Raw genomic sequence first — 21,803 nt, 5'->3', positions numbered from 1 at the left:
CGCCCTGGCGGAGACCGGGGCGGCTCGTGGTTTTGGCGAGCGTTGACGCACCGTCCGGGAGCAGCTTATTGCGTGCCCAGCTGTTTCATCAGCGTCAGGTTATCTTCAATATGCCAGTTGGCGGCAATTTTACCGCCGCTGATCTGATAGATATCGGTGGCGATAAAATCGATATTTTGTCCTTTACCCTGCCGGGTGCCGAAGGTCCCGGTAAAGTGGCCATGAAAATGTAAGTGTGAGACCACCCGGTCACCGGCCACGATCATTTGTTCGACATCACAGCGTAAATCCGGCACCGCCTGGCGAAACGCTCTGGAGGCGAGGATCGCTCCTTCCGGCCCCTGTTGGCGCCCTTCCGGGGGCGTTTTATCGATAAAATTCCCCGCCAGCGCCGCCCTGGCCAGCGCGTCATCGCCGGTATTCCAGAACGTGGCGTATTGCCTGGCGACATATTCATTGGCGGCGCGTGTGGCAGCGGGAAGGCTGCTATCAACGATGAGCTGGGCTGGCTTCAGCAGATCCTGCGGGGCTGAAAACGCGGAGCCGGACATTCCGGCAAGCAGCAGCGCGGTGGCGCAGCGACGGCGCGTGAGGCCGCGCCTGGCCAGCGTGCGGGCAACAGCGACACCACGCCCGGCAGGTAACATTTTGTCGATCAATTTCACTCTTTATGCTCCGTATAGAAGGGATAGTCGGTATAGCCCGCCGCCGTTCCGCCAAACAGCGTGCCGGGATCGCTGACGGTCGCCAGCGGCCAGCGGTGCTGAAGCCGCTGCGGCAGGTCGGGATTGGCAATAAACGGCCGGCCGAAAGCCACCAGGTCGGCGAGACCGGCGCCAAGAATGCGCTCCGCCTTCTGCTGATCGTAATTCCCGGCCACGATCAGCGTGCCGCTGAAGGTTGCGCGCAGCGTGTCGCGGAAGTGCCGGGGAACGGCTGGGGCATCGTCCCAGTCCGCCTCCGCCAGGTGGATAAAGGCGATACCCTGCTGTTCGCACCAGGCCGCCAGGGCAAGGATGGCGTCGATCACCTGCGGGTCATTCATCCCGCGCTGGGTAATGAAGGGGGAAAGGCGGATGCCCGTCCGCTCGCGGCCGATAGCGTCGCCGATGGCGGTCAGCACCTCCTGGGCAAAACGGATCCGGTTGTTCAGGCTACCGCCGTACTCATCGGTGCGCTGGTTGGCGGTACGCCGCAGGAACTGGTCGATCAGATAGCCATTGCCGCCGTGCACCTCCACGCCGTCAAACCCCGCCGCGATCGCATTGCGCGCCGCCTGGCGGTAATCGGCGACAATACGCTGGATATCCGACCGGGAGAGCGCCCGCGGCGGTGGGCAGTCCACCATCTGCCCCCGGCCTTGCTCATCCACCACCCAGACCTGGGCGTCCGGCGCCAGCGCCGAGGGGGCCACGGGTTGACCATCCGCATGAAAACGGGCGTGCGACATGCGTCCCACGTGCCAGAGCTGAGAAAAAATAACGCCGCCGGCCTGGTGTACGGCCCGGGTCGTCAACTGCCAGCCGGCAATCTGGGCTGCGGAATGCAGGCCGGGCGTCCAGGAGTACCCCTGTCCCTCGGGAGAGATTTGCGTCGCTTCCGTGACGATCAAACCCGCGCTGGCGCGCTGGCGGTAATACTCCGCCATCAGCGCGGAGGGGATATTTCCCGGCTGCAGGGCGCGCGCCCGGGTCATGGGGGCCATGACGATGCGGTTTTTCAGCGGCAGCGTACCGATGCGATGACGATCAAAAAGTGAGAGCGTATTCATAATGATGTCCCTTGCGAGTGGAATGGAAATCACTTTACAGTCGGGATCTGATTTTGATAATTAGACGAAAAACAGATTCACTTTTCGGGAAATGCGAAAAATGGGCAAGCTGGAAGATATGGCGCTGCTGGTGGCCGTCGCCGAGGCGGGGGGACTCTCCGCCGCCGGCAGACGGTTGTCGCTCTCGCCGGCCACCATGACTGCACGTCTGAAGGCGATGGAAGAGCGTTATCAGACCCGCCTGTTCCATCGTTCCACGCGGGCTATCACCCTGACCAACGCGGGGGAAGATTTTTATCATGCCGCGCGGCGCGTGCTGGAGGAGGCTCGCCACGCCGAGTCGTTGCTGACGCAAAAAGAGGGTGGCCTGAGCGGCGATATTCGCCTTTCCGCCCCCTCCGACTTTGGCCGACAATACCTTAGCCCGGCCATCGTCGACTTTACCCGCCGGCACCCGGAAGTGACCTTTTCCGTCTACTTAGGCGAGCGCGTGGAGGATCTGGTCGCCAACCGGCTGGATATGAGCATCCGCGTCGGTAACCTGCCGGACAGCAGCCTGGCCATCCGCCACATTCGTCCTAACCACCGAGTGCTGGTGGCCTCGACGGCTTACCTTGCCGCCCGTGGAACGCCTGCTTCGCCCGAGGCGCTGCATCATCATCGCTGCCTGGCGCTGGAGCGGCACGGCGTGGTGATGAACGAGTGGCGCTTTGAGGAGGCGGGAAAAGAGCAGGTCATCCGGGTAACGCCGGCGATGGTCTGCGACGATGGGGCACTGCTGCGGCAGTGGGCGCTCAGCGGGGCGGGGATCGCCGGTAAATCATGGTGGGATGTGAAGAGGGATGTCGAGGAGGGGCGGCTTCAGGTGTTGTTTGCCGACCGCTTCACCGGTTTCAGCCGGTTAGACCGCAAGGAGGTTGGGCTGCAGTTTGTCTTTCCCCAGCGAAAGCTGCAGCCCCCTCAGGTATCGGCGTTTATGGCGTTTTTTATCGACTGGCTGGAAGAGTCATCCCCCTCCAGCGCGAGGCGAAAGTGAGCAGAACATGACCTCAGCGCATCTGGCTGAGGATAATACGATCGAAAAGACGGTCACCCAGCCAGACACGCATCCGAATAAGCAATTTGGCATACTTACCGACGGCATAACGGGGGCGTGGATTTGAGGCATTCACCGCGACCAGGACCACCTGGGCGATCGTCTGCGGGTCGCTGCCGGTGCCATGGCCGTACGTTTTTTGGATCGACAGGGTGACCCCTTTTACCAACTGACCATACGGTCCTGTGGCCGAACGTTTGACAATACTTTCACTGGCCGCATCGCCGAAGCCGGTTTCAATCACTCCAGGTTCGATGATAACCACCTTGATGCCGAAGTCGGCAACTTCCAGCCGCAGGCAGTCTGACCACCCCTCAAGTGCATGTTTGGTGGCGTGGTACCATGCGCCGAGGACGCTATACATCTTCCCGCCCATGGAAGAGATATTGACAATATATCCGCGACGGCGGGCGCGCATCGCGGGAAGCAGTAGTTGCGTGAGATGTGCCGCGCCGAAGAGATTGACCTCAAACTGGTAGCGAGCCTCATCGATGCCGATCTCTTCGACCGGGCCATACAGGCCAAAACCGGCATTATTGACCAGTACATCGACCCCTCCGGTCTGAGACAGAATGGTGTTCACGACCGCCAGCCGATCGTCCTGCCGTGAGAGATCCATCTGCAGGCATTGGGCCCCTAGCGAAGCCAGATCTTCCATTTTCCCGAGCTGCCGGGCAGCAACGTAAACCTGGTAACCCTCCTGGATAAGACGACGGGCAATGGCTTTCCCCATCCCTGACGATGCGCCGGTGACCAGCGCGGTTTTATTTTCCTGAATAAACATAAGCACCTCGGCAAGTAGACTGCGCTGAGTGTGCCTGCTGTCAGGCGCGGTGTCGCTGGCACGGTGCGCCACAATACTGGCAAAGCGCGCCATGACGCGCGCTTAGTTGAGGCGCATCATGTCTCTGAGGTTTTCTGGCGTCTGGCCGGTCCACGCCATAAAAGCCCGATAGAAGGAATTTGGATCTTCAAAACCGAGCAGAAAGGCGATTTCATAGCCGGAAAGCGTGGTATTGAGAAGATAGTGGCGAGCCAGCGCTTCGCGACAAGCGTGAACAAGGGCGCGATAATTCTCTCCCTCCTGCGCCAGCCTGCGCTGCAGGGTGCGTTTGCTCATTCCCAGACGTTGCGCCGTATTGTCGATAGAGGCGTCGTTGCCCGGCAGAAGCTCCAGCAGGACTGCATGAACACGTTCAGCCGTTGAGGCCTGATCGCTAAGCTGGCTGAGACGACGCTTCAGCTCCGGCTCAAAGACCTGCCACATACCCTCGTTCACCGTCAAAAAGGGCCGCAGGGCATCAGCGGCGGCAAAGCTGATGGTCGCCCGCTTTCCACGCTGTATGGTCGTGCCGAAGAAGGCTGAAAAGTGGTGGGTCTGCTGGCGGGTGAGGGGCTGTGAGAGCGTTACTTTCACGGCCTGAACCGGTTCGCGGGTGGCCAGTCGGTTCAGACGAAGTAAAAATGCCAGCTCTGCCACTTCCAGAGAGGCAGGGATTTCTGTTGCTCCCAGCCAGCGCGGAGACACTGTCAGCGTGCCGTTCTGCACGACCGTCGTCTCTAGCACCATGGGGGCAATAAGCAGTTTATACCTGGCCAGCCGCTGGACCGCCTGCATCATGTGGGTACTACACAAGGCGGCGAACAGCGGGGGATCAAACACTTCCGCAGAGACCCTTTCTACAAAGGGCAAAGGAAAGGCCTGATCGTCGCTTTCTTTTTCCAGCACGCGCCAGAAACGCAGATACTCATCGGTAGTCAGACCGCGATTGATGTCTGAAAAGGTGTCGTCCGGCAAACCGGCCTGGCGGAGAAGATGTTCAGGCTCCATCCCTGCGTCTTTGAGCAGCGCTCGCCAACGGAGATTGAGAGAAAAAGTGCGGTTGCGTGCCATGGTGAGATTTCCAGCAGTGAACAGGGCTTTGATGTGCAACGCCCCCTGATAAGAGCATACCTTTTCCCACCCGCCAGTGACATTCCTCTTGTGCCATATTTGAAGTAAAGCACGCCAGCAATGAGAAGGGGGAACGGATGTGACACGCGGGGTCGTTAGCCACCTATAGAGTCTTGATCTCAAATATGATTAGATAGCTTTCACTTAAAACCAGTCAGTGGCTGCCATGAATCTCAGGGAAAAAATCATTAATGAATTCGGCGGGTTGTCGCCCGAGCTGCAACGCGCCGCCGAGTTCTCACTGCAAAATGCCAGTCAGCTGGTGGTGTTATCCATGCGCGCCTTCGCGGCGGAAGCCGGGGTAAAACCGGCGACGCTGCTGCGTCTGGCGCAGCGGCTGGGCTACCGTGGCTGGAGCGAGCTAAAAAGCGATTTCATTGACGACCTGGGGCTGCGCAATGATACATACGTATCAAAAGCGGAAAAAATGATGGCCCGCGGCACGCAAACGCAGCTGTATAAAGAGGTATTTCAGGCGCATCAGGCGAACCTGACCTTTACGCAAAACGAAAATGCCCAGCAGATGGAGCAGGCGGTGACCTTGCTCGACAGCGCGGAGAATGTCTATATTTGCGGATTCCGCGCCAGCTTTCCGATCGCGTGGTCGCTGTTCTATGTCTATCGACTGTTCAACCGCCAGGTATCGTTAATCGATGGCCTGGCCAGCAATATCGAAGTCTTTACCCGCGAACTGACCAACCGGGACTGCGTCTTACTCACCAGCTTTGCGCCCTATTCACGCGAATCACTGGATGTTTTACGGGCAGCCCGGCAGGCCGGGGCGAAGATCCTCGCCATTACCGATTCGCCGGTTTCCCCCTTAGCGCAGGCGGCAGACTGCACGCTGCTGTTCTCCATCGACAGTCCGTCATTTTTCCCTTCCGTGGTCTCCGGCATGGGGCTGGCGGAGTGTCTGCTGGCGATGCTGGTGGTGCGCCACGGCCGGGAGGCGGTGAGTAAAATTGAAAGTGCCGAACGCTATCTCATTGAGTCTGGCGCCTACGTGATCCCCGGTAAGTCCTGATAAATGATTCAAATGTATCAGTTATAAGTATAATGGATGCATTTATATCTTTAATTCGTTGACGTGATCCAAATGGATCCTGCAAGATACGCTCAATTAATGTAGCGGATTCAGGAGCAGAACCCAGTATGAGTCATGTCATTCACCGCAGCCTGCATAGCACGCCGATGGTGGCCTCACGTGCGCAAGGGGCCTATATCTTTGATGCCCAGGGAAAACCGTATCTTGATGCCTGTGGCGGGGCGGCGGTTTCCTGCCTCGGACACGCGCATCCTGATGTGCTGGCGGCGATGCACCGCCAGATCGATCGGCTGGCCTATGCGCATACCAGCTTTTTCACCAGCGATGCCGTCGAGCAGCTTGCCGAACATCTCACCCGCACGGCGCCCGGCGAGCTTAATTACGCCTACTTTGTCTCGGGCGGTTCTGAGGCGGTAGAGACGGCGCTGAAGATGGCGCGGCAGTACTTTGTGGAGATCGGCCAGCCATCACGCACCCGCTTTATCGCCCGTAAACAGAGCTATCATGGCAATACGCTGGGCGCGCTGGCGGTGGGGGGGAACGAATGGCGCCGTCGCCAGTTTGCCCCCTTATTAATGGATGTTATCCGCGTCTCCGCCTGCAATGAGTACCGCGATCGCCGGGCTGACGAGACCCAGCAACAGTATACCGAACGCCTGCTCAATGAGCTGGAGCAAGCCATCCTTGAGGCCGGCCCGGAAACGATCATCGGTTTCTGTGCGGAAACTGTGGTGGGAGCGACGACGGGAGCCACGCCGCCGACGCCGGGCTATCTGCAAGGGGTCCGCCGCCTGTGCGACAAATACGGCATCCTGTACATCGCGGATGAGGTGATGTGCGGTATGGGGCGGACCGGGACGCTGCATGCGTTTGAACAGGACGACGTGGTGCCCGATTTAGTGACCATCGCCAAGGGACTCGGCGGAGGCTATCAGCCGATTGGGGCGGTGCTGGCGAGTGAGACCATCGTCTCCGCGCTGAAGGCGGGCAGCGGGTTGTTCCAGCACGGTCACACTTACATTTGTCATGCCACCGCCGCGTCGGCAGCCCTGGCGGTGCAGCAGGTGATCGCGCGCGATAATTTACTGGACGCCGTCAAACAGCAGGGCGCCTATCTGCACAAGGCGCTGCGCGAGGTGCTGGGGGAGTTACCGCATGTCGGTGATACGCGCGGACGCGGCCTGTTTGCGGGGGTCGAACTGGTGCGCGATAAAGACGACAAAACGCCATTCGATCCTGCCCTGAAGCTGCACGCCGCGATCAAAGCAAACTGTATGGCGCGCGGACTGATGGTCTATCCCATGGGCGGCACGATCGATGGCCAGTCTGGCGACCACATCCTGATTGCACCGCCGTTTATCATCACCCCGGCGCAGCTCGATTTTGTGGTCGATACCCTGAACAGCGTGATCCGCGAAGAGACGGGGAAATTATGATCAATCGTTTACCGCCCCTGGCGGAACAGGAATGGGACGATCGGCAGCGTCAGTTAGCGGAAGAGATCATCAACGGACCGCGCGGCGCCTTACTGCCGCCTTTTGAGCCGCTGTTGCGTAGTCCCGAGCTGATGGCCCATGCCCAGCGTATGGGGGAGTACCTGCGCTATCGCAGCGCGCTGGGCCAGCGTCTTTCTGAACTGGCGATTTTGCTGACCGCGCGGCACTGGTCGCAGCCGGTAGAGTGGGCGATCCATGCGCCGATAGCCCGCGAGAAAGGGATCTCTGCCGCGGCGGTGCAGGCGATTAAGGAAAGGCGCCGGCCCGCGGATCTGCGGCCCGATGAGCAGGCGATCTATGACTTCTGTCAGCAGCTGCATCAACAGCAAAAGGTCAGCGATGAGACCTGGCAACAAGCCATTGAGTTATGGGGCGAGAAGGGCGTGGTGGATCTGATTGGAATAAACGGTTATTACAGTTTTCTCTCCATGGTGATGAACAGCGCGCAAACGCCAGTACCGGATACCTCTGACGCTCTGTTTTCTGAATAAGTTATCGATTTTATTCGGGCGCATAAAACTGCGCCCGGCATATCAGCTCTTATTATTGGTTCTTCCGGCGAGATATTTCGCAGGATGACGTTCGTTGTAGGCTATTTCACTGACGCTGAGGGTAATTATGAGTGGATTATTTAAGAAATTAAAGCTGACGCTGGCATTAGTTATTTGTTCAGCCAGTTTTGTGACAGCAGCAGAAGATAAAATAACGGTGGGTGTCGATACTGCCTTTGTTCCATTTGAATTTAAACAAGGCGATAAATATGTCGGCTTTGATATCGATCTGTGGGACGCGATTGCGAAGAAAATGCATATCAGCTACGAATTAAGGCCGATGGATTTCGGCGGCCTGATCCCCGGTCTGCAGTCGCGTAATCTGGATGTGGCGATGGCGGGAATAACGATTACCGATGCGCGCAAGCAGGTCGTAGACTTCAGCGAAGGATATTATAATGCCGACCTGCTCATGGCCGTGAAAAGTACCGACAACTCCATTGTTAAATTCAGTGATTTGACCGGGAAAAAAGTCGGCCTTAAGCAGGGGACGGCGGCAGCCAGCTTTATGAAAAGCAAATATAAAGCGAATTATATCGAGTTCCCGAATATCGATAACGCCTACCTTGACCTGCAGGCCGGTAATCTCGATGCCGTGGTTCATGATTCACCGAATGTCCTTTACTACGTGAAGACGGCGGGTAACGGCAAGGTCAAATCCACCGGTGAGACGGACAGCATTCTGCCACAGCAGTATGGCTTTGCGATGCAGAAAAACAGCAGCCTGACGCCAAAAGTCAACCAGGCCCTGCAGGCCCTGCGCGCCGATGGCACCTACGACAAGATTTACGTAAAGTGGTTTGCTAAACAGCCGAAATAACCCTGCCAGGTCGGAGCGATCCGACCTCATATTTTCTTTACGGGTAGAAGCATGAATTTTGACAGTCGCTATATTTGGGATGCATTGCCGCTGCTGATGCAAGGCTTGCAGCTGACGCTGATTATTTCGTTATCAGGCTTGTTAGGTGGATTAATCATTGGCTTGCTGGCCGGGACCTGCCGCGCATTAGGCGGAACAATATCCAAAACGGTATCGCTGGTGTTTGTGGAAGTCATCCGCGGGACGCCAATTATGGTGCAGGTGATGTTTATCTACTTCGCCCTGCCGATGGTGTTGCCAGTGCGTATTGACCCGGTTCCCGCCGCCATTATCACCATTGTGATTAACTCCGGGGCTTATATAGCGGAGATCACCCGGGGCGCGATTCTGTCGATTAATAAAGGATTTAAAGAAGCCAGCCTGGCGATGGGATTATCGCCGCGCAGCACCCTGTGGCATGTCATTATGCCGCTGGCTTTTCGGCGGATGATCCCGGCGTTAGGCAATCAGTGGATTATCAGTATTAAAGATACCTCGCTGTTTATTGTCATTGGCGTGGCAGAATTAACCCGTCAGGGACAAGAGATTATTGCCGGCAATTTTCGGGCGCTGGAGGTGTGGACGGCGGTGGCGATGATTTATCTGTTTTTGACATTGTGCCTGAGCTTCCTGCTGAAACAACTTGAGAAAAGGATCCATATTTTATGAGCATGGTCGAATTTAGCGCGGTGGCGAAAAATTTCGGCGCCACTCAGGTGCTGCACGATATCAATTTAAAGATTGAAGCGGGCGAGGTGGTGGTGATCATTGGCCCGTCCGGCTCGGGAAAATCGACCCTGCTGCGCTGTATTAACAAGCTGGAGGAGATCTCTTCGGGAACGCTGCTGGTGGCGGGCATGCACATTACGGATCCGCACGCGAATGAGTGTGATATTCGCCGCGAAGCCGGTATGGTGTTTCAACAGTTTCATTTATTCCCGCATCTGACCGCCCTTGAGAATGTTATGTTCGGTCCGCTTCGCGTGCGCAAGCAGAGCAAGGCCGCGGCGTGGGAGCAGGCGCTGGCGTTGCTGGACCGCGTGGGGCTGCGTGAACGCGCCAACCACTATCCGGCAGAGCTCTCGGGCGGTCAGCAGCAGCGCGTGGCGATAGCGCGCGCCCTGGCGGTGAAACCCAAAATGATGTTATTTGATGAGCCAACATCCGCCCTCGATCCCGAACTGCGGCATGAGGTGTTAAAGGTCATGCGATCCCTGGCCGAAGAGGGCATGACGATGGTGATTGTGACCCATGAGATTGGCTTTGCCAGAGAGGTGGCTTCCCGGTTGATCTTTATTGATGGCGGCACCATTGCCGAAGATGGTTCACCTGAGGCGCTGCTCACGGCCAGCAGCAATCCGCGTCTGCAAGAGTTTTTGCAACACGTATCCTGAACATAAGTGAATGATGACTATATGAAAACAATCGCAATCCGTGGTTCCGCCTATGCGGTCGGTCAGCAGCTTGGCGCGTTTGGTCGTGAGGCCTGGCATACTAAAATCAGGCAAACGGCGCTGTGGCAAACCATAACCGCCCTGAAAACGGCGGAACAGACCCAGCGCATGCGCGCAGCCGTGCAGGCGCAGTTCCCGCTGATTTGGCAGGAGCTGGAGGGCATGGCGGAGGGGCTGCAGGCGCCGGTGGATGAGGTGTTCGCCTGGAACTGTCGCGGCGATCTGGTACGTTCGACGTCAGATGGCTGCACCACCCTGGCGGGGAGAAGCCCGGAGGGCGCGTTGATCATTGCGCACAATGAAGATGGCTTCCCGCAGCTGCGTGAAGAGTGCGCCATCGTCAGCGTAACCCCGGAGGTGGGCCTCGCCTTCACCAGCTTTGCCTATCCCGGCTCCCTGTGCGGGCATACCTTCGCGGTGAATGAGAAGGGGATAGTCAATACGGTCAACAATATTCGCGCCGTGCATCGTCCGGACGGCATGCCGCGCCAGATTGTGGCCCGCGCATCGCTGAACGCCGCCACCTTAGAGGAAGCCGTCACTTTGCTGAGCGCCACGCCGCGCGCGGGCGCGTTTCACCACACCCTGGGCCAGATGGGCGATAGCCGTCTGTTTAGCGTGGAAGCCACCGGCTCCGGCAGCTCGGTGCTCGAGTTGTCCGCCACCGGCGGGCATGCCAACCATCTGATCCATCCCCAGCTTGCGGCCATTGAACAGATCGTGACCGGGAGCTCCGGTTCGCGCCAGCGGCGCCTGGACGCATGGCTGGCGACGAACCCGCCGCTGGATGGCGTGACAGCGAAAGCGATGCTCTCCGACCAGCAGGATCCGCTGTTACCGATTTACCGGCTGTCTCCCGACGATCCGGATGAGGAAAATACGCTGGCGACGGCTATTTTTACCTTGAGCGCGACCCGCGTCGTGTGGCAGGTCTTCACTCTGGACCGTGAAAACGCGGTTTTACAGGGCAGCCTTTAGCGGGCCGAGGGCGCTTTCAGCAGGGCGATCAGCAGCGTACTGCCCACCATGATCCCCGCCGCCAGCCACACCATTCCCGACAGGCCAGCTGAGGCGATCAGCTGGCCGCCGACAAGCGCCCCGGTGCCGATGGCGGCATTAAAAATGGCCACGTAAATGGCTGACGCCGGCTGGGCGACCGCGCCCGCGCTGCGCAGCAGCCAGGTCTGTAAGCCGACGAACACAATCGCGATGCCGGCGCCCCACAGGGCTAACAGTAGCCCGCTAAAACAGAACGACAGTGGCGCAAGACGGGCGGCGCCAAGGATCGCCAGCGCGCCCCCGCTCAGCAGCAGCGCAGCGAAAATCAGCCCCTTCAGATGACGATCGATAAGCTTACCGGCGATAACGTTACCCAGCAGCCCGGAAACCCCTGACAGCAGCAGCAGGCCGGAGAGGGCGGTCGCCGGGACTCCCTGCAGATTTATCAGCAGCGGTTCAATGTAGGTGAAGGCGGCAAAGTGTGCGGTAATGATGCAGGCCGTGGCGCCATACAGGCCACCGAGCAGCGGATTGCGGAAAATATCGCGATAAACACGCAGCCTGACGGAGGCAGGGGCGGCCAGCGGGGGCAGCGTTGAGCACAGCGCCGCAGCGGCGGCCAGTGACAGCAAGGCCATCGCCATAAACGCGTGTCGCCAGCCCGCCAGGGTGGCGATAAAGCTCGCCAGCGGTACCCCCACTACGCTTGCCGCCGACACGCCGCCAAAAATGATCGCCGTGGCCAGCCCCAGCCGGTGCGGCGGCACCAGCTGCGCGGCGACGATGCCAATTAAGGCCCAGAAGGCGCCATGGGCCAGGGCGCCAATCATGCGGGCACTCATCAGGGCGAACATCGAATAAGACCGGGTTGCGGCGAGGCAGGAAAGCGCCAGGATCAGCATCAGCCCGACCAGCAGCGCCTTGCGGGAAATACGCGCCGGCATCGCGCCGGAAAGCAGAGCCGCCAGGGCGCCCACCCAGCCATAGGCGGTGACGGCGAGGCCCATGCCGGATTCCGTCTGGTGAAAATCCGCCGCCAGGGCGCTGAGCATGCCCACCGGCGCCAGTTCGCTGGTGACGATCGAAAAGGCGCAGATCCCGAGCGCAACGACGGCTATCCAGACGCGCGCCGGCGCCGGGTGGAGGGGTAAAGCAATCTCTTTCATATCAGGCGTATCCTTAGGAAAGGTGCGTTCCGCGCGGTGCGCGGACGTTCAGGTGAGGAGCGAGCAGGCGACCGGATGGCCTGGTTGTCTCCGCGAGTGGTGTGCAGTATCATCCCTGCGAAAATGATAAAAAAGAGCGGAAAACGGAGAGTCGTTTTCCATAAATGGAAAATAGATGACCGCAGAATTTAACTGGGATGATGCGCGCATATTCCTCGCCATCGCCCGGGCGGGAACGCTGAGCGGCGCCGCCGACAAGATGAACATGGGGATTGCCACGGTCTCCCGCCGGCTGGATCGGCTGGAGCAGGCGTTGAACGTTCCGCTCTTCAGCCGCCATCAGAGCGGCTATCGCCTGACCGACGATGGCGAAGCCCTGCTCGCGCGGGCTGAGGCGCTGGAATACGCAGGCCTGGCGTTCGGCGAAGCGGCGCAACTGCAGGGGCATGTCGCCGGGGTTGTCCGCCTGGCCACCGCGGACAACCTGGCCACGCATTTTATTCTGCCCTCCCTGAAAGGGCTCCTGGAGCAATATCCCGAGCTGCGGGTGGAGGTGCTGAGCGGCGTGCAGCCGGTGAACCTGCACCGTCGGGATGCCGATCTGGCGATCCGCATGGTCAAGCCTGAGGCCGGGCATCTGACGTTAAAGCGTCTGGGGACGGTGGGGTTTGGCGTCTATGGCGCCGCCGGCTATCTGGCCAGGGCGGACGGCCTGTCGCTGAGCGAGGCGGACTTTGTGGGGTGGCCGGAAACTCACCAGCACCTGCCGGCCGCCCAATGGATCACGCGCACCCTGCGCGGCCGGCCGTGTAAAGTCGAAGCCAATACGCTCGTGGCCCAGGTTTCCGCGGTATCCGCGGGCCTCGGACTGGGCGTCCTGCCGCACTTTATGGCGCGGGCCAGCGGCCTGCAGTGCCTGCAGCCGGAGATCGGCGCGGATCAGACCCTCTGGCTGGTGATGCATTCCGACCTGGCCGGGTCAAGACGCGTGCGGGTTCTCGCCGACCATCTCATCGCTCTCTTTGCGGATCATCAAGAGCGGCTGGCGATGCCCTGAAGGGACGCGGCTTGGGCGTGTATCGATAAGACCCCCCGGGGCTGACGAGCCACGATTTTTTCCGCGCCCGCTAACAGTCATACTCACCGCGTAATATTCGGCCCAATGCTGCGCCGCAGCCGAAAATACTGCAGAGTGAGGGGATATCCTCGTCCGGCAAAATAATTTTGCGTTGTTGCCAGCGCCGCCTTGTTGCGCTCCCCCAAAAATGCCTGTCGATGTTAGGGTGAGAGGTTGATTACCACAGGAGAACGCAAATGATTGTCAGGACCTGGCACGGCTGTGTGCCATTGCAACATGCCGAGGGGTTTGCAAAGTACCTTGAGCGGACCGGCGTGGAACACGCCCGGGGTATCTCCGGCAACAGGGGCGCGCTGGTGCGCCGGGAAAACCAGGGCGAATGGGCGCATTTCTTTCTCGCCACCTACTGGCAGGATCTCGCGGCGGTCAAAGCCTTCGCAGGCGAAGACTATCACGTCGCGGTCACCTATCCGGACGACGAAGTATTCGAACTGCTCTCCGACCCCTACGTGTTTCAGCATGAGGTTGAGGCCGTGTCGCCGCTGTAGGCTGCGTGTCGGGCAGGCGGAAGTTAGGCCAACCACAGACGGTTGCTGGCCGCGTGAGATCGACCTCTATCTTGCATGGGCAGCCAGCCACCGTTGGGCGAACGTGGAATGACAGGAACACTTAGCGTTTGAGTGCGGCAACAATGGCGGCTTCCATTTTCTCCGGCGTCGTGAACGGCGCGAAACGCGTGAGGGGGGTGCCGTCGCGACCGATGAGGAACTTGGTGAAATTCCACTTGATCCGTCCGCCGAGCACGCCGGGCAACGCTTGTTTCAAATAACGAAACAGCGGATGCGCGGCGGGGCCGTTGACGTCCACTTTCTCAAACATCGGGAAGCTCACGCCGTAGTTAACGTGACAGGTCTGCTCGATTTCATCCGCACCGCCGGGTTCCTGCTTGCCAAACTGGTTGCAGGGGAAACCAAGCACAACCAGCCCCTGAGCCGCGTACTTTTTGTAGAGCGCTTCAAGGCCAGCATATTGCGGCGTGAAGCCACAATGGCTGGCCGTATTCACCACCAGAACCACCTTGCCAGCATAGTCAGCCATGGAGAGGGGCTGTCCGCGCAGGCGGGTAGCCGTCAATTGATAAAAAGGGGTCATAGCAGGCTCCTGAGAGTAGAAACAGTTCAACGCTGACGATCGCGCGAATGTTTGAAGCAGATTAGGCAGTTATGATACACAGGGTTAGAGATTTGTACCTGGAGTGTTAAAAAAACGCCAGATGTCATAGAGAAAATCGCGAACAGGAACGGCTGAAAATGGTGAAATATGTCTTATCGCTGGTCGTAGTGGCGATGCTCGCAGGCTGTACCAGCGCGCCAAACTTGCCGCCTCGGGATACCATTGTGGCGATGAAACCCACAGAGTCCGGTATTGTCGCCAGCTCAGCGAAATACAGTTACCGCTTTGTCCGTGACGGTGTGCCTGAGGAATATCAGCGTTATAAGACCTTTTATGAGCGCTTTCACCAACAGGCTTCCGGCGTGCGGGTTAACTTTGTCGTGGAACAACATGAGGTGACGGCGGAATATCTGGTGGTGATGGATCAGCGCAAACTGGATGCCGGGCAGCATAGCGAGCTGGTAAATCAGTATCATGCGGTGCAGATTGATAACGATCGCCTCGGGGTGTTGTTTAAAGCGACAGGATTTTGGACGGCATCGGACGCGTCAGATCTGGCCGCCGCCTACCAGTTAGCGCACCCCGTTGTGGTATCAATCAATGATAAGACCAAAACGATTAGCTCGCTTGGCGCCGTCGCCATGGCCCCGTTGTTTCCGTTTTACATGATGTATGGCTGTGCCATCGGGCCTTGTGTCTGAGAAAAATAGCCAGCAAGTCACTCGACTCACTGGCTGAGTATTTCACTACGCTTCACTTTTAGACGATTGTTTGTGAAACAGTTCGCGGAATACCGGGTAGATATCCTCCTGGTCGCGGATATGCTGCATGGCGAAATTATCAAAGGTCGCCTGCAGGTGTTCATACTCGCGCCACAGGGTCTGATGCGCCCGGCGGGTAATTTCGATATAGCTGTAATAACGCACCACCGGCAGAATTTTCTTCGCCAGCAGTTCGTGGCACAGCGGGGAGTCGTCGGCCCAGTTGTCGCCATCCGACGCCTGGGCGGCGTAGATGTTCCACTGCGCCGGGTCATAACGCGCCTGCACCACTTCATCCATCAGCTTCAGGGCGCTGGAGACGATGGTGCCGCCGGTCTCCTGAGAGTAGAAGAACTCGTGTTCATCCACCTCTTTCGCCTGAGTATGGTGGCGGATGTAGACCACATCGACGTTTTTATAGGTCCGGCTGAGGAACAAATACAGCAGGATATAAAAGCGCTTGGCCATGTCTTTGGTGGCCTGGTCCATCGAGCCTGAGACGTCCATCAGGCAGAACATTACCGCCTGGCTGGAGGGCTCCGGCCGTTTTTCGTAATTTTTGTAGCGTAAGTCAAAGGTGTCGATAAACGGCACCCGTTCAATTTTAGCCCGCAGCTCGGCAATCTCTTTGCGCAGGCGCTCCTCCTCCAGCAGCTGCACCGGTTCGCTGCGGCTGATGGTCTCCAGATCCTCCTCCAGGGCGCGCAGTTCACGGCGCTTACCGGCGGTCATCGCCGTCCGGCGGGCCAGCGAGTTCTGCAGCGAACGCACCACGCTGATGTTGGCCGGCACCCCGTTAGAGGTAAAGCCCGCGCGATGGGTTTTAAACTCGTTCAGCTGCCGGTGCTGATTTTTCTTCAGGTTCGGCAGGGCGAGATCTTCGAACAGCAGATCCAGGTACTCATCTTTCGAAATCTGGAAGACAAACTCATCCTTCCCTTCGCCATCGGCGCTGGCTTGTCCCTGACCGCCGCCCCCGCCGCCGCCGCCCCCTTGCGGGCGTTCGATGCGGTCGTTTTGCACGAAATGGTCGTTGCCCGGGTGGACGCGGTTGCGCAGCCCGCCGCGACCCTGATGAAACATCGGCTCGTTGATATCGTCCGTCGGGATCGAGACGGATTCTCCGCTCTCAATATCAGTCACCGAGCGCTTGTTGATGGCCTCGGAGATCGACTGTTTAATCTGCGCCTTATAACGGCGCAAAAAGCGCTGACGATTGACGGCGCTTTTGTTTTTCCCGTTCAGGCGTCGGTCTATGAACCAGGTCATATGCCCTCCTGTACTGCATTAGCCAACTTTACTTATCATCATTCAGCTGCAGTTGGCCCGGCGGCGCACCGCCGGGCTGGACGCATCAGGACGATTTACGAACCCGCAGGTACCACTCGCACAGCAGGCGAACCTGTTTGCGGGTGTAGCCTTTCTCCATCATGCGGTCGACAAAGTCGTCGTGTTTTTTCTGCTCATCGGTTGAGGTTTTGGCGTTAAACGAAATGACCGGCAACAGCTCTTCGGTATTGGAGAACATTTTCTTCTCAATAACCGTGCGCAGTTTCTCATAGCTGGTCCAGTTCGGATTACGTCCGCTGTTGTTGGCTCTGGCGCGCAGCACAAAGTTGACGATTTCATTACGGAAGTCTTTCGGGTTGCTGATCCCGGCCGGCTTCTCAATTTTCTCCAGCTCGGCATTCAACGATTCACGGTCAAACAGCTGCCCGGTGTCCGGATCGCGATATTCCTGATCCTGGATCCAGAAGTCAGCGTAGGTGACATAGCGATCGAAAATGTTCTGCCCGTACTCGGAGTAGGATTCCAGATAAGCGGTCTGGATCTCTTTGCCGATAAACTCGGCGTATTTCGGGATCAGATAGCCTTTGAGGAACTCCAGATAGCGCTCGGCCTGCTCCTGCGGGAACTGTTCGCGCTCAATCTGCTGCTCCAGCACATAGAACAGATGCACCGGGTTGGCCGCCACTTCAACATGGTCGAAGTTAAACACCCTTGAGAGGATCTTAAAGGCAAAGCGGGTGGAGAGCCCGTTCATCCCTTCATCCACCCCGGCATAGTCGCGATACTCTTGATAGGATTTCGCTTTCGGGTCGGTATCCTTCAGGCTCTCGCCGTCATAGACCCGCATTTTCGAGTAGATGCTCGAGTTTTCCGGCTCTTTCAGGCGCGACAGAATCGAGAAGCGCGCCAGCGTTTCCAGAGTGCCCGGGGCGCATGGCGCATGCGTCAGTTCGCTGCTGTTGAGCAGTTTTTCATAGATACGGATCTCTTCGGAGATCCGCAGGCAATAAGGCACTTTGACGATATAGACGCGGTCGAGGAAGGCCTCATTGTTTTTGTTATTACGGAAGGTCACCCATTCCGATTCGTTGGAGTGGGCAAGGATGATCCCGTTAAACGGCAGGGCGGAGATCCCTTCGGTCCCGTTATAGTTACCCTCCTGGGTCGCGGTCAGCAGCGGATGCAGCACCTTGATCGGCGCTTTAAACATCTCGACGAACTCCATGATCCCCTGGTTGGCGCGGCACAGCGCACCGGAGTAGCCGTAGGCGTCCGGGTCGTTCTGCGCATAGTGTTCCAGCTTACGGATATCCACTTTACCCACCAGCGCTGAAATATCCTGGTTGTTCTCATCGCCCGGTTCGGTTTTGGCGATGGCGACCTGCTCGAGAATCGATGGCCAGACTTTGACCACGCGGAATTTCGTGATATCGCCGCCAAACTCATGCAGGCGTTTGGCCGCCCACGGCGACATAATGGTGCCGAGATAGCGGGTAGGGACGCCATACTCTTTCTGAAGGATCTGCGCATCCTCCTGCGGATTGAACAGGCACAGCGGGTGATCGTTAACCGGGCTGCGCTCGCCGTTGGCGCTCAGCACATAGATAGGCACGCGCTGCATCAGGGCTTTCAGCCGTTCAGCCAGCGATGATTTACCACCGCCCACCGGTCCCAGCAGATAGAGGATCTGTTTCTTCTCTTCCAGCCCCTGGGCGGCATGCTTGAGGTAGGAAACGATCTGCTCAATGGCGTCTTCCATACCGTAAAACTCTTCAAACGCCGGATAGCGTGCGATGACCCGGTTTGAAAAGAGACGGGATAGCCGCGGCTCGAGAGCCGTATCAACCATGACGGGTTCACCAATGGCCATCAACAGACGTTCTGCCGCATTGGCATAGGCACTGCGATCTTGCCGGCAGATGGTAAGAAACTCCTGCAGTGTGAACTCTTCGTCCTTGGCAGCTTCATAGCGCTGGCGATAGTGATCGAATATATTCATGGCATGCCGTCCTTTCGTTTTTTAGCACAGGTTGAGAGCCGTTCATATGAATAGTGGGGGCCCCCGGAAGACATAAGCTGAACATCGCTCTCCTGGTATCCAGCAACCCTTATGCCAGGTTGCGGGTGGGGTAGCGTGAATGTGCCCTGCAATTACACCTTCTAAATTTAAGCGTAGATGCATTTAGAAATCTTGCATGCCGCAGAAAATCAATTTCAATGACATATCAATAACTCATCCTGAAAAAGACGCTTTTTGATTCGCCGGGACGTGAAGCTGTCATCGGGCTGTCACCAGATGGTAAGAGAAGGGTGGGAAAGTGAACGATTTGTGTCATATCGGGTAAAGAATTTGAGGCATGAGACCTACGACGGTAAACTGCACGGGCTGATTATTTGACAACGGGAATATGGATTGTGACTAAAATCAAACTTCTGGCACTCGGCGTGCTGATTGCGACCTCCGCCAGCGCGGCGCATGCCGATGGGAAGTTCACGCTTGGGGCTGGCGTCGGCATCGTTGAGCATCCGTACAAGCAGTATGATGCGGATGTTTATCCGGTGCCGGTCATTAGTTATGAGAGCGATAACTTCTGGTTCCACGGTCTGGGCGGGGGTTACTACCTGTGGAATGACACCAACGATAAGCTGTCGATAACGGCCTACTGGTCGCCGATGTACTTCAAGCCGGGCGACAGCGATAGCGAACAAATGCGTCGCCTGGATAAACGTAAATCGACCGTGATGGCCGGTCTTTCTTATGTCCACAATACGCCCTATGGCTTCCTGCGCACGACGATTGCCGGTGATACGCTGGATAACAGCAACGGCATCAACTGGGATCTCGCCTGGCTGTACCGCTACACCAACGGGAACCTGACGCTGACGCCGGGCATTGGCGTTGAGTGGAACAGCGACAATCAGAACGAATACTACTATGGCGTCTCGCAGCATGAGTCCCGTCGCAGCGGGATGCGCAGCTACGATCCGGACAGCAGCTGGAACCCGTATCTGGAGCTGGCGGCCAACTATCGCTTCCTCGGCGACTGGAGCGTATACGGTATTGCGCGCTACACGCGTCTGTCGGATGAAATTACCGATAGCCCGATGGTGGACAAATCCTGGAGCGGTCTGATCTCAACCGGGATCACCTACACCTTCTGATTGTGCATTATTACAGTGCGCTTTATGCATCAAAACAGGGCTTCGCGCCCTGTTTTGCTTTATGGTGGTGCAGGGCGCGAAGAAGGAGACGATGGTGAAAAAAACAGTATGCTTTGGCGAGCAGGCGGCAGTTCCGGCCATCGGGCTGGGAACCTGGTATATGGGCGAGAACGCGGCGCAGCGTCAGCTGGAGGTGGCTGCACTGCGCGCGGGCATCGACCATGGCCTGACGGTAATCGATACCGCGGAGATGTATGCCGACGGCGGGGCGGAGGAGGTGGTGGGCCAGGCGATCCGCGGCCTGCGCGACCGGGTGACGTTGGTCTCTAAAGTCTATCCCTGGCACGCCGGCGGAGCGGCGATGCGCCGCGCCTGTGAAAACAGTCTGCGCCGGCTGCAGACCGACTATCTGGATATGTATCTCCTGCACTGGCGGGGCGATATCCCCCTGCAGGAGACGGTCGAGGCGATGGAAAGGCTGGTGGCCGAAGGCAAAATCCGCCGTTGGGGCGTCTCCAATCTGGACACCGACGATATGCAGGCGCTGTGGCGCACGGCGGGCGGCGAACGCTGCGCCACCAACCAGGTGCTCTATCATCTCGCGTCGCGGGGCATTGAATACGATCTTCTGCCCTGGTGTCAGCAGCACACCCTGCCGGTGATGGCCTATTGTCCGCTGGCGCAGGCGGGGCGCTTACGCGATGGACTTTTTCAGCATACCGATATCATCAATATGGCTAACGCGAGGGGCGTGACGGTGGCGCAGCTGCTGCTGGCCTGGGTGATTCGTCATCCGGGAATGCTGGCGATCCCGAAAGCGGCGACTATCGAGCATGTGGTGCAGAATGCCGCCGCGCTTGATATCGTTCTCAGCCCGCAAGAGCTTGCGCAGCTGGATCGCCTCTATCCGCCGCCGCCGCGGAAAACCCGGTTGGATATGGTTTAACCCACAGCGCATCCAGGTGGAGAAGAGAAAAAGCCCCGTGATAAACGGGGCTTTTTGCGGTTAGCGTTTTTTCACGCTGATGGTTTGCGCCAGGCGAGACGGGGTCTCTTCACTGGCTTTCTGCGGCTGGGTCACGCAGCAGGTTTCGACGCAAACGAAGGTTTTATAGCCATCGTCCGGCATGTCGCCCATGCTGACGGACAGCGCCGGGCCCGGGTTCCAGGCCACCACGTTGTGCTGATGATGATGCACCACGTCGATCGTGCGGCTGAGCGCGTCGTCGCGGATCACGCTGCAGCCTTCGGCGTCGAGATAGACGCGGTCGGTACGATCCGGGAAGGTCTGCACGCCGTTGTTCAGAACGCCTTCTTCGGCGTTCTTCACTTTATCGATATAGCGCTCGCCAAGACCGCTCACTTTCACCGCCGCGATATCGCCAACGTTGAAGTAGCTGTGCAGGGCAGAGGTGGTCTCGAATTCGCCGTGGGCTTCCAGCTCGATTTCGCAGGTCTTGCCCAGCTTGAAGCGGGCATAGAGGGTGAACTCATGCGGCCACAGCTTCATGGTTTCAGCGCTGTTCTGCAGCGCAAAGGTCAACATCACGCCGCTGTCGTCTTCATCATGCCCTTCCAGGGTCCACGGCAGGTTGCGGGCAAAGCCGTGCGACGGCAGGCCCTGCTGCGCCGATGGGCCAAACCACGGCCAGCAAATCGGCACGCCGCCGCGCAGGGCGACGCCCTGTTTAAATGGGGTGTTGTTGCTCAGCCACAGGACTTCTTCTTCACCGGCGGGTTTCCAGGAGAGCAGGTGCGCCCCCTGCAGCGCCACAGAGGCTTTCACCTGCGGATGGTCGATGACAATCAGCTCCAGGTCGTCCAGCTGGCGACGGGAGATAACGGGCGAAATGGTTTCATTCACCGGGAGAGCAAAAATTTTATTTATCATTGTGCAATCCTATCTCTGCAGACAAAAAAAAGAGCGACCGAAGTCGCTCTTACAGAT

Annotated in this window: 23 protein-coding genes; 13 read left to right on the top strand and 10 right to left on the bottom strand. The window is 58.2% G+C overall.

Annotated features, from left to right (window positions below):
- Nucleotides 1-65 precede the first annotated feature (65 nt).
- Both ACOI7D_RS01405 and ACOI7D_RS01400 read right to left on the bottom strand, forming a co-directional pair.
- Nucleotides 66-665, bottom strand: a complete 600-nt coding sequence (locus ACOI7D_RS01405) for an ester cyclase (RefSeq protein WP_180265721.1) — start codon at nucleotides 663-665, stop codon at nucleotides 66-68.
- Nucleotides 662-1,771, bottom strand: a complete 1,110-nt coding sequence (locus ACOI7D_RS01400; protein WP_117140754.1) for an alkene reductase — start codon at nucleotides 1,769-1,771, stop codon at nucleotides 662-664. Before ACOI7D_RS01400 ends, ACOI7D_RS01405 begins: the two co-directional genes overlap by 4 nt.
- A gap of 100 nt (nucleotides 1,772-1,871) precedes the next feature.
- Here ACOI7D_RS01400 and ACOI7D_RS01395 point away from each other — a divergent pair, with 100 nt between their 5' ends.
- Nucleotides 1,872-2,807, top strand: coding sequence for a LysR family transcriptional regulator (locus ACOI7D_RS01395; protein ID WP_109547486.1), 936 nt, complete (start codon nucleotides 1,872-1,874; stop codon nucleotides 2,805-2,807).
- Nucleotides 2,808-2,820: 13 nt separating this feature from the next.
- Here ACOI7D_RS01395 and ACOI7D_RS01390 read toward each other — a convergent pair whose 3' ends face one another.
- Both ACOI7D_RS01390 and ACOI7D_RS01385 read right to left on the bottom strand, forming a co-directional pair.
- A complete protein-coding gene (locus tag ACOI7D_RS01390; RefSeq protein ID WP_342637382.1) occupies nucleotides 2,821-3,651 on the bottom strand; it encodes an oxidoreductase in 831 nt (276 codons plus the stop codon).
- Between the two features lie 102 nt (nucleotides 3,652-3,753).
- Nucleotides 3,754-4,761 carry an AraC family transcriptional regulator gene (locus ACOI7D_RS01385; protein WP_101995544.1) on the bottom strand — a complete coding sequence of 336 codons (1,008 nt, stop codon included), beginning with the start codon at nucleotides 4,759-4,761 and terminating at the stop codon, nucleotides 3,754-3,756.
- Between the two features lie 226 nt (nucleotides 4,762-4,987).
- Here ACOI7D_RS01385 and ACOI7D_RS01380 point away from each other — a divergent pair, with 226 nt between their 5' ends.
- The 7 genes from ACOI7D_RS01380 to ACOI7D_RS01350 all read left to right on the top strand — a co-directional run bounded on the left by ACOI7D_RS01380 (nucleotide 4,988) and on the right by ACOI7D_RS01350 (nucleotide 11,204).
- Nucleotides 4,988-5,845: a MurR/RpiR family transcriptional regulator gene (locus ACOI7D_RS01380; RefSeq protein ID WP_032454898.1), complete on the top strand. Its 858-nt coding sequence runs from the start codon at nucleotides 4,988-4,990 to the stop codon at nucleotides 5,843-5,845.
- Nucleotides 5,846-5,973: 128 nt separating this feature from the next.
- Nucleotides 5,974-7,302 (top strand): aspartate aminotransferase family protein, encoded by a 1,329-nt coding sequence (locus tag ACOI7D_RS01375; RefSeq protein ID WP_072422043.1) that lies wholly within the window; start codon nucleotides 5,974-5,976, stop codon nucleotides 7,300-7,302.
- Nucleotides 7,299-7,853 (top strand): carboxymuconolactone decarboxylase family protein, encoded by a 555-nt coding sequence (locus ACOI7D_RS01370; protein WP_171005034.1) that lies wholly within the window; start codon nucleotides 7,299-7,301, stop codon nucleotides 7,851-7,853. Before ACOI7D_RS01375 ends, ACOI7D_RS01370 begins: the two co-directional genes overlap by 4 nt.
- 127 nt (nucleotides 7,854-7,980) lie before the next feature.
- A complete protein-coding gene (gene glnH / locus ACOI7D_RS01365; RefSeq protein ID WP_023289263.1) occupies nucleotides 7,981-8,733 on the top strand; it encodes a glutamine ABC transporter substrate-binding protein GlnH in 753 nt (250 codons plus the stop codon).
- Between the two features lie 51 nt (nucleotides 8,734-8,784).
- Nucleotides 8,785-9,441, top strand: coding sequence for a glutamine ABC transporter permease GlnP (gene glnP, locus ACOI7D_RS01360; RefSeq protein WP_023289264.1), 657 nt, complete (start codon nucleotides 8,785-8,787; stop codon nucleotides 9,439-9,441).
- A gap of 2 nt (nucleotides 9,442-9,443) precedes the next feature.
- Entirely contained in the window at nucleotides 9,444-10,166 is a 723-nt protein-coding gene (glnQ, locus tag ACOI7D_RS01355) for a glutamine ABC transporter ATP-binding protein GlnQ (protein WP_109547610.1), read from the top strand.
- Nucleotides 10,167-10,187: 21 nt separating this feature from the next.
- On the top strand, nucleotides 10,188-11,204 hold the full coding sequence (locus ACOI7D_RS01350; RefSeq protein ID WP_109547485.1) for a C45 family autoproteolytic acyltransferase/hydolase: 1,017 nt from the start codon (nucleotides 10,188-10,190) through the stop codon (nucleotides 11,202-11,204).
- Here the strand turns inward: ACOI7D_RS01350 and ACOI7D_RS01345 are convergent.
- Nucleotides 11,201-12,391 (bottom strand): MFS transporter, encoded by a 1,191-nt coding sequence (locus tag ACOI7D_RS01345; RefSeq protein ID WP_110237520.1) that lies wholly within the window; start codon nucleotides 12,389-12,391, stop codon nucleotides 11,201-11,203. The two genes, ACOI7D_RS01350 and ACOI7D_RS01345, sit on opposite strands and share 4 nt — an antisense overlap.
- A 175-nt stretch (nucleotides 12,392-12,566) precedes the next feature.
- Between ACOI7D_RS01345 and ACOI7D_RS01340 the strand changes: the two genes are divergently transcribed.
- Entirely contained in the window at nucleotides 12,567-13,448 is an 882-nt protein-coding gene (locus ACOI7D_RS01340) for a LysR family transcriptional regulator (protein ID WP_065812724.1), read from the top strand.
- A gap of 70 nt (nucleotides 13,449-13,518) precedes the next feature.
- On the opposite strand, the gene ACOI7D_RS01335 is transcribed toward ACOI7D_RS01340, so the two are convergent.
- Nucleotides 13,519-13,614, bottom strand: coding sequence for a hypothetical protein (locus ACOI7D_RS01335; protein ID WP_223822589.1), 96 nt, complete (start codon nucleotides 13,612-13,614; stop codon nucleotides 13,519-13,521).
- A 91-nt stretch (nucleotides 13,615-13,705) separates the two neighbouring features.
- Here ACOI7D_RS01335 and ACOI7D_RS01330 point away from each other — a divergent pair, with 91 nt between their 5' ends.
- Nucleotides 13,706-14,017, top strand: coding sequence for a hypothetical protein (locus tag ACOI7D_RS01330; RefSeq protein ID WP_109547483.1), 312 nt, complete (start codon nucleotides 13,706-13,708; stop codon nucleotides 14,015-14,017).
- Between the two features lie 121 nt (nucleotides 14,018-14,138).
- Here ACOI7D_RS01330 and ACOI7D_RS01325 read toward each other — a convergent pair whose 3' ends face one another.
- Nucleotides 14,139-14,621: a glutathione peroxidase gene (locus ACOI7D_RS01325; protein WP_032452502.1), complete on the bottom strand. Its 483-nt coding sequence runs from the start codon at nucleotides 14,619-14,621 to the stop codon at nucleotides 14,139-14,141.
- 158 nt (nucleotides 14,622-14,779) lie between these two features.
- On the opposite strand from ACOI7D_RS01325, the gene ACOI7D_RS01320 reads away from it, so the two are divergent.
- A complete protein-coding gene (locus tag ACOI7D_RS01320; RefSeq protein ID WP_109547482.1) occupies nucleotides 14,780-15,343 on the top strand; it encodes a hypothetical protein in 564 nt (187 codons plus the stop codon).
- Between the two features lie 45 nt (nucleotides 15,344-15,388).
- Here the strand turns inward: ACOI7D_RS01320 and ACOI7D_RS01315 are convergent, their stop codons facing one another.
- Nucleotides 15,389-16,672, bottom strand: coding sequence for a YeaH/YhbH family protein (locus tag ACOI7D_RS01315; RefSeq protein ID WP_012968476.1), 1,284 nt, complete (start codon nucleotides 16,670-16,672; stop codon nucleotides 15,389-15,391).
- Between the two features lie 85 nt (nucleotides 16,673-16,757).
- The gene (yeaG, locus tag ACOI7D_RS01310; RefSeq protein ID WP_004203779.1) at nucleotides 16,758-18,692 is read right to left on the bottom strand and encodes a protein kinase YeaG; all 1,935 of its coding nucleotides are present in this window, start codon (nucleotides 18,690-18,692) and stop codon (nucleotides 16,758-16,760) included.
- Nucleotides 18,693-19,108: 416 nt separating this feature from the next.
- Between yeaG and ACOI7D_RS01305 the strand changes: the two genes are divergently transcribed.
- Both ACOI7D_RS01305 and ACOI7D_RS01300 read left to right on the top strand, forming a co-directional pair.
- Nucleotides 19,109-19,855 (top strand): MipA/OmpV family protein, encoded by a 747-nt coding sequence (locus ACOI7D_RS01305; protein WP_023289272.1) that lies wholly within the window; start codon nucleotides 19,109-19,111, stop codon nucleotides 19,853-19,855.
- A 91-nt stretch (nucleotides 19,856-19,946) separates the two neighbouring features.
- Entirely contained in the window at nucleotides 19,947-20,801 is an 855-nt protein-coding gene (locus ACOI7D_RS01300; RefSeq protein WP_064154868.1) for an aldo/keto reductase, read from the top strand.
- Nucleotides 20,802-20,861: 60 nt separating this feature from the next.
- On the opposite strand, the gene ACOI7D_RS01295 is transcribed toward ACOI7D_RS01300, so the two are convergent.
- Entirely contained in the window at nucleotides 20,862-21,746 is an 885-nt protein-coding gene (locus ACOI7D_RS01295; RefSeq protein WP_060591059.1) for a D-hexose-6-phosphate mutarotase, read from the bottom strand.
- Nucleotides 21,747-21,803: the final 57 nt, after the last annotated feature.

The organism is Klebsiella sp. C360, from assembly GCF_048822415.1.
In the GTDB taxonomy this organism is placed as follows: Bacteria; Pseudomonadota; Gammaproteobacteria; order Enterobacterales; family Enterobacteriaceae; genus Klebsiella; species Klebsiella quasipneumoniae.
The sequence above is the reverse complement of the archived record's forward strand: the minus strand, read 5'-3'. Positions and strand labels throughout refer to the sequence as shown.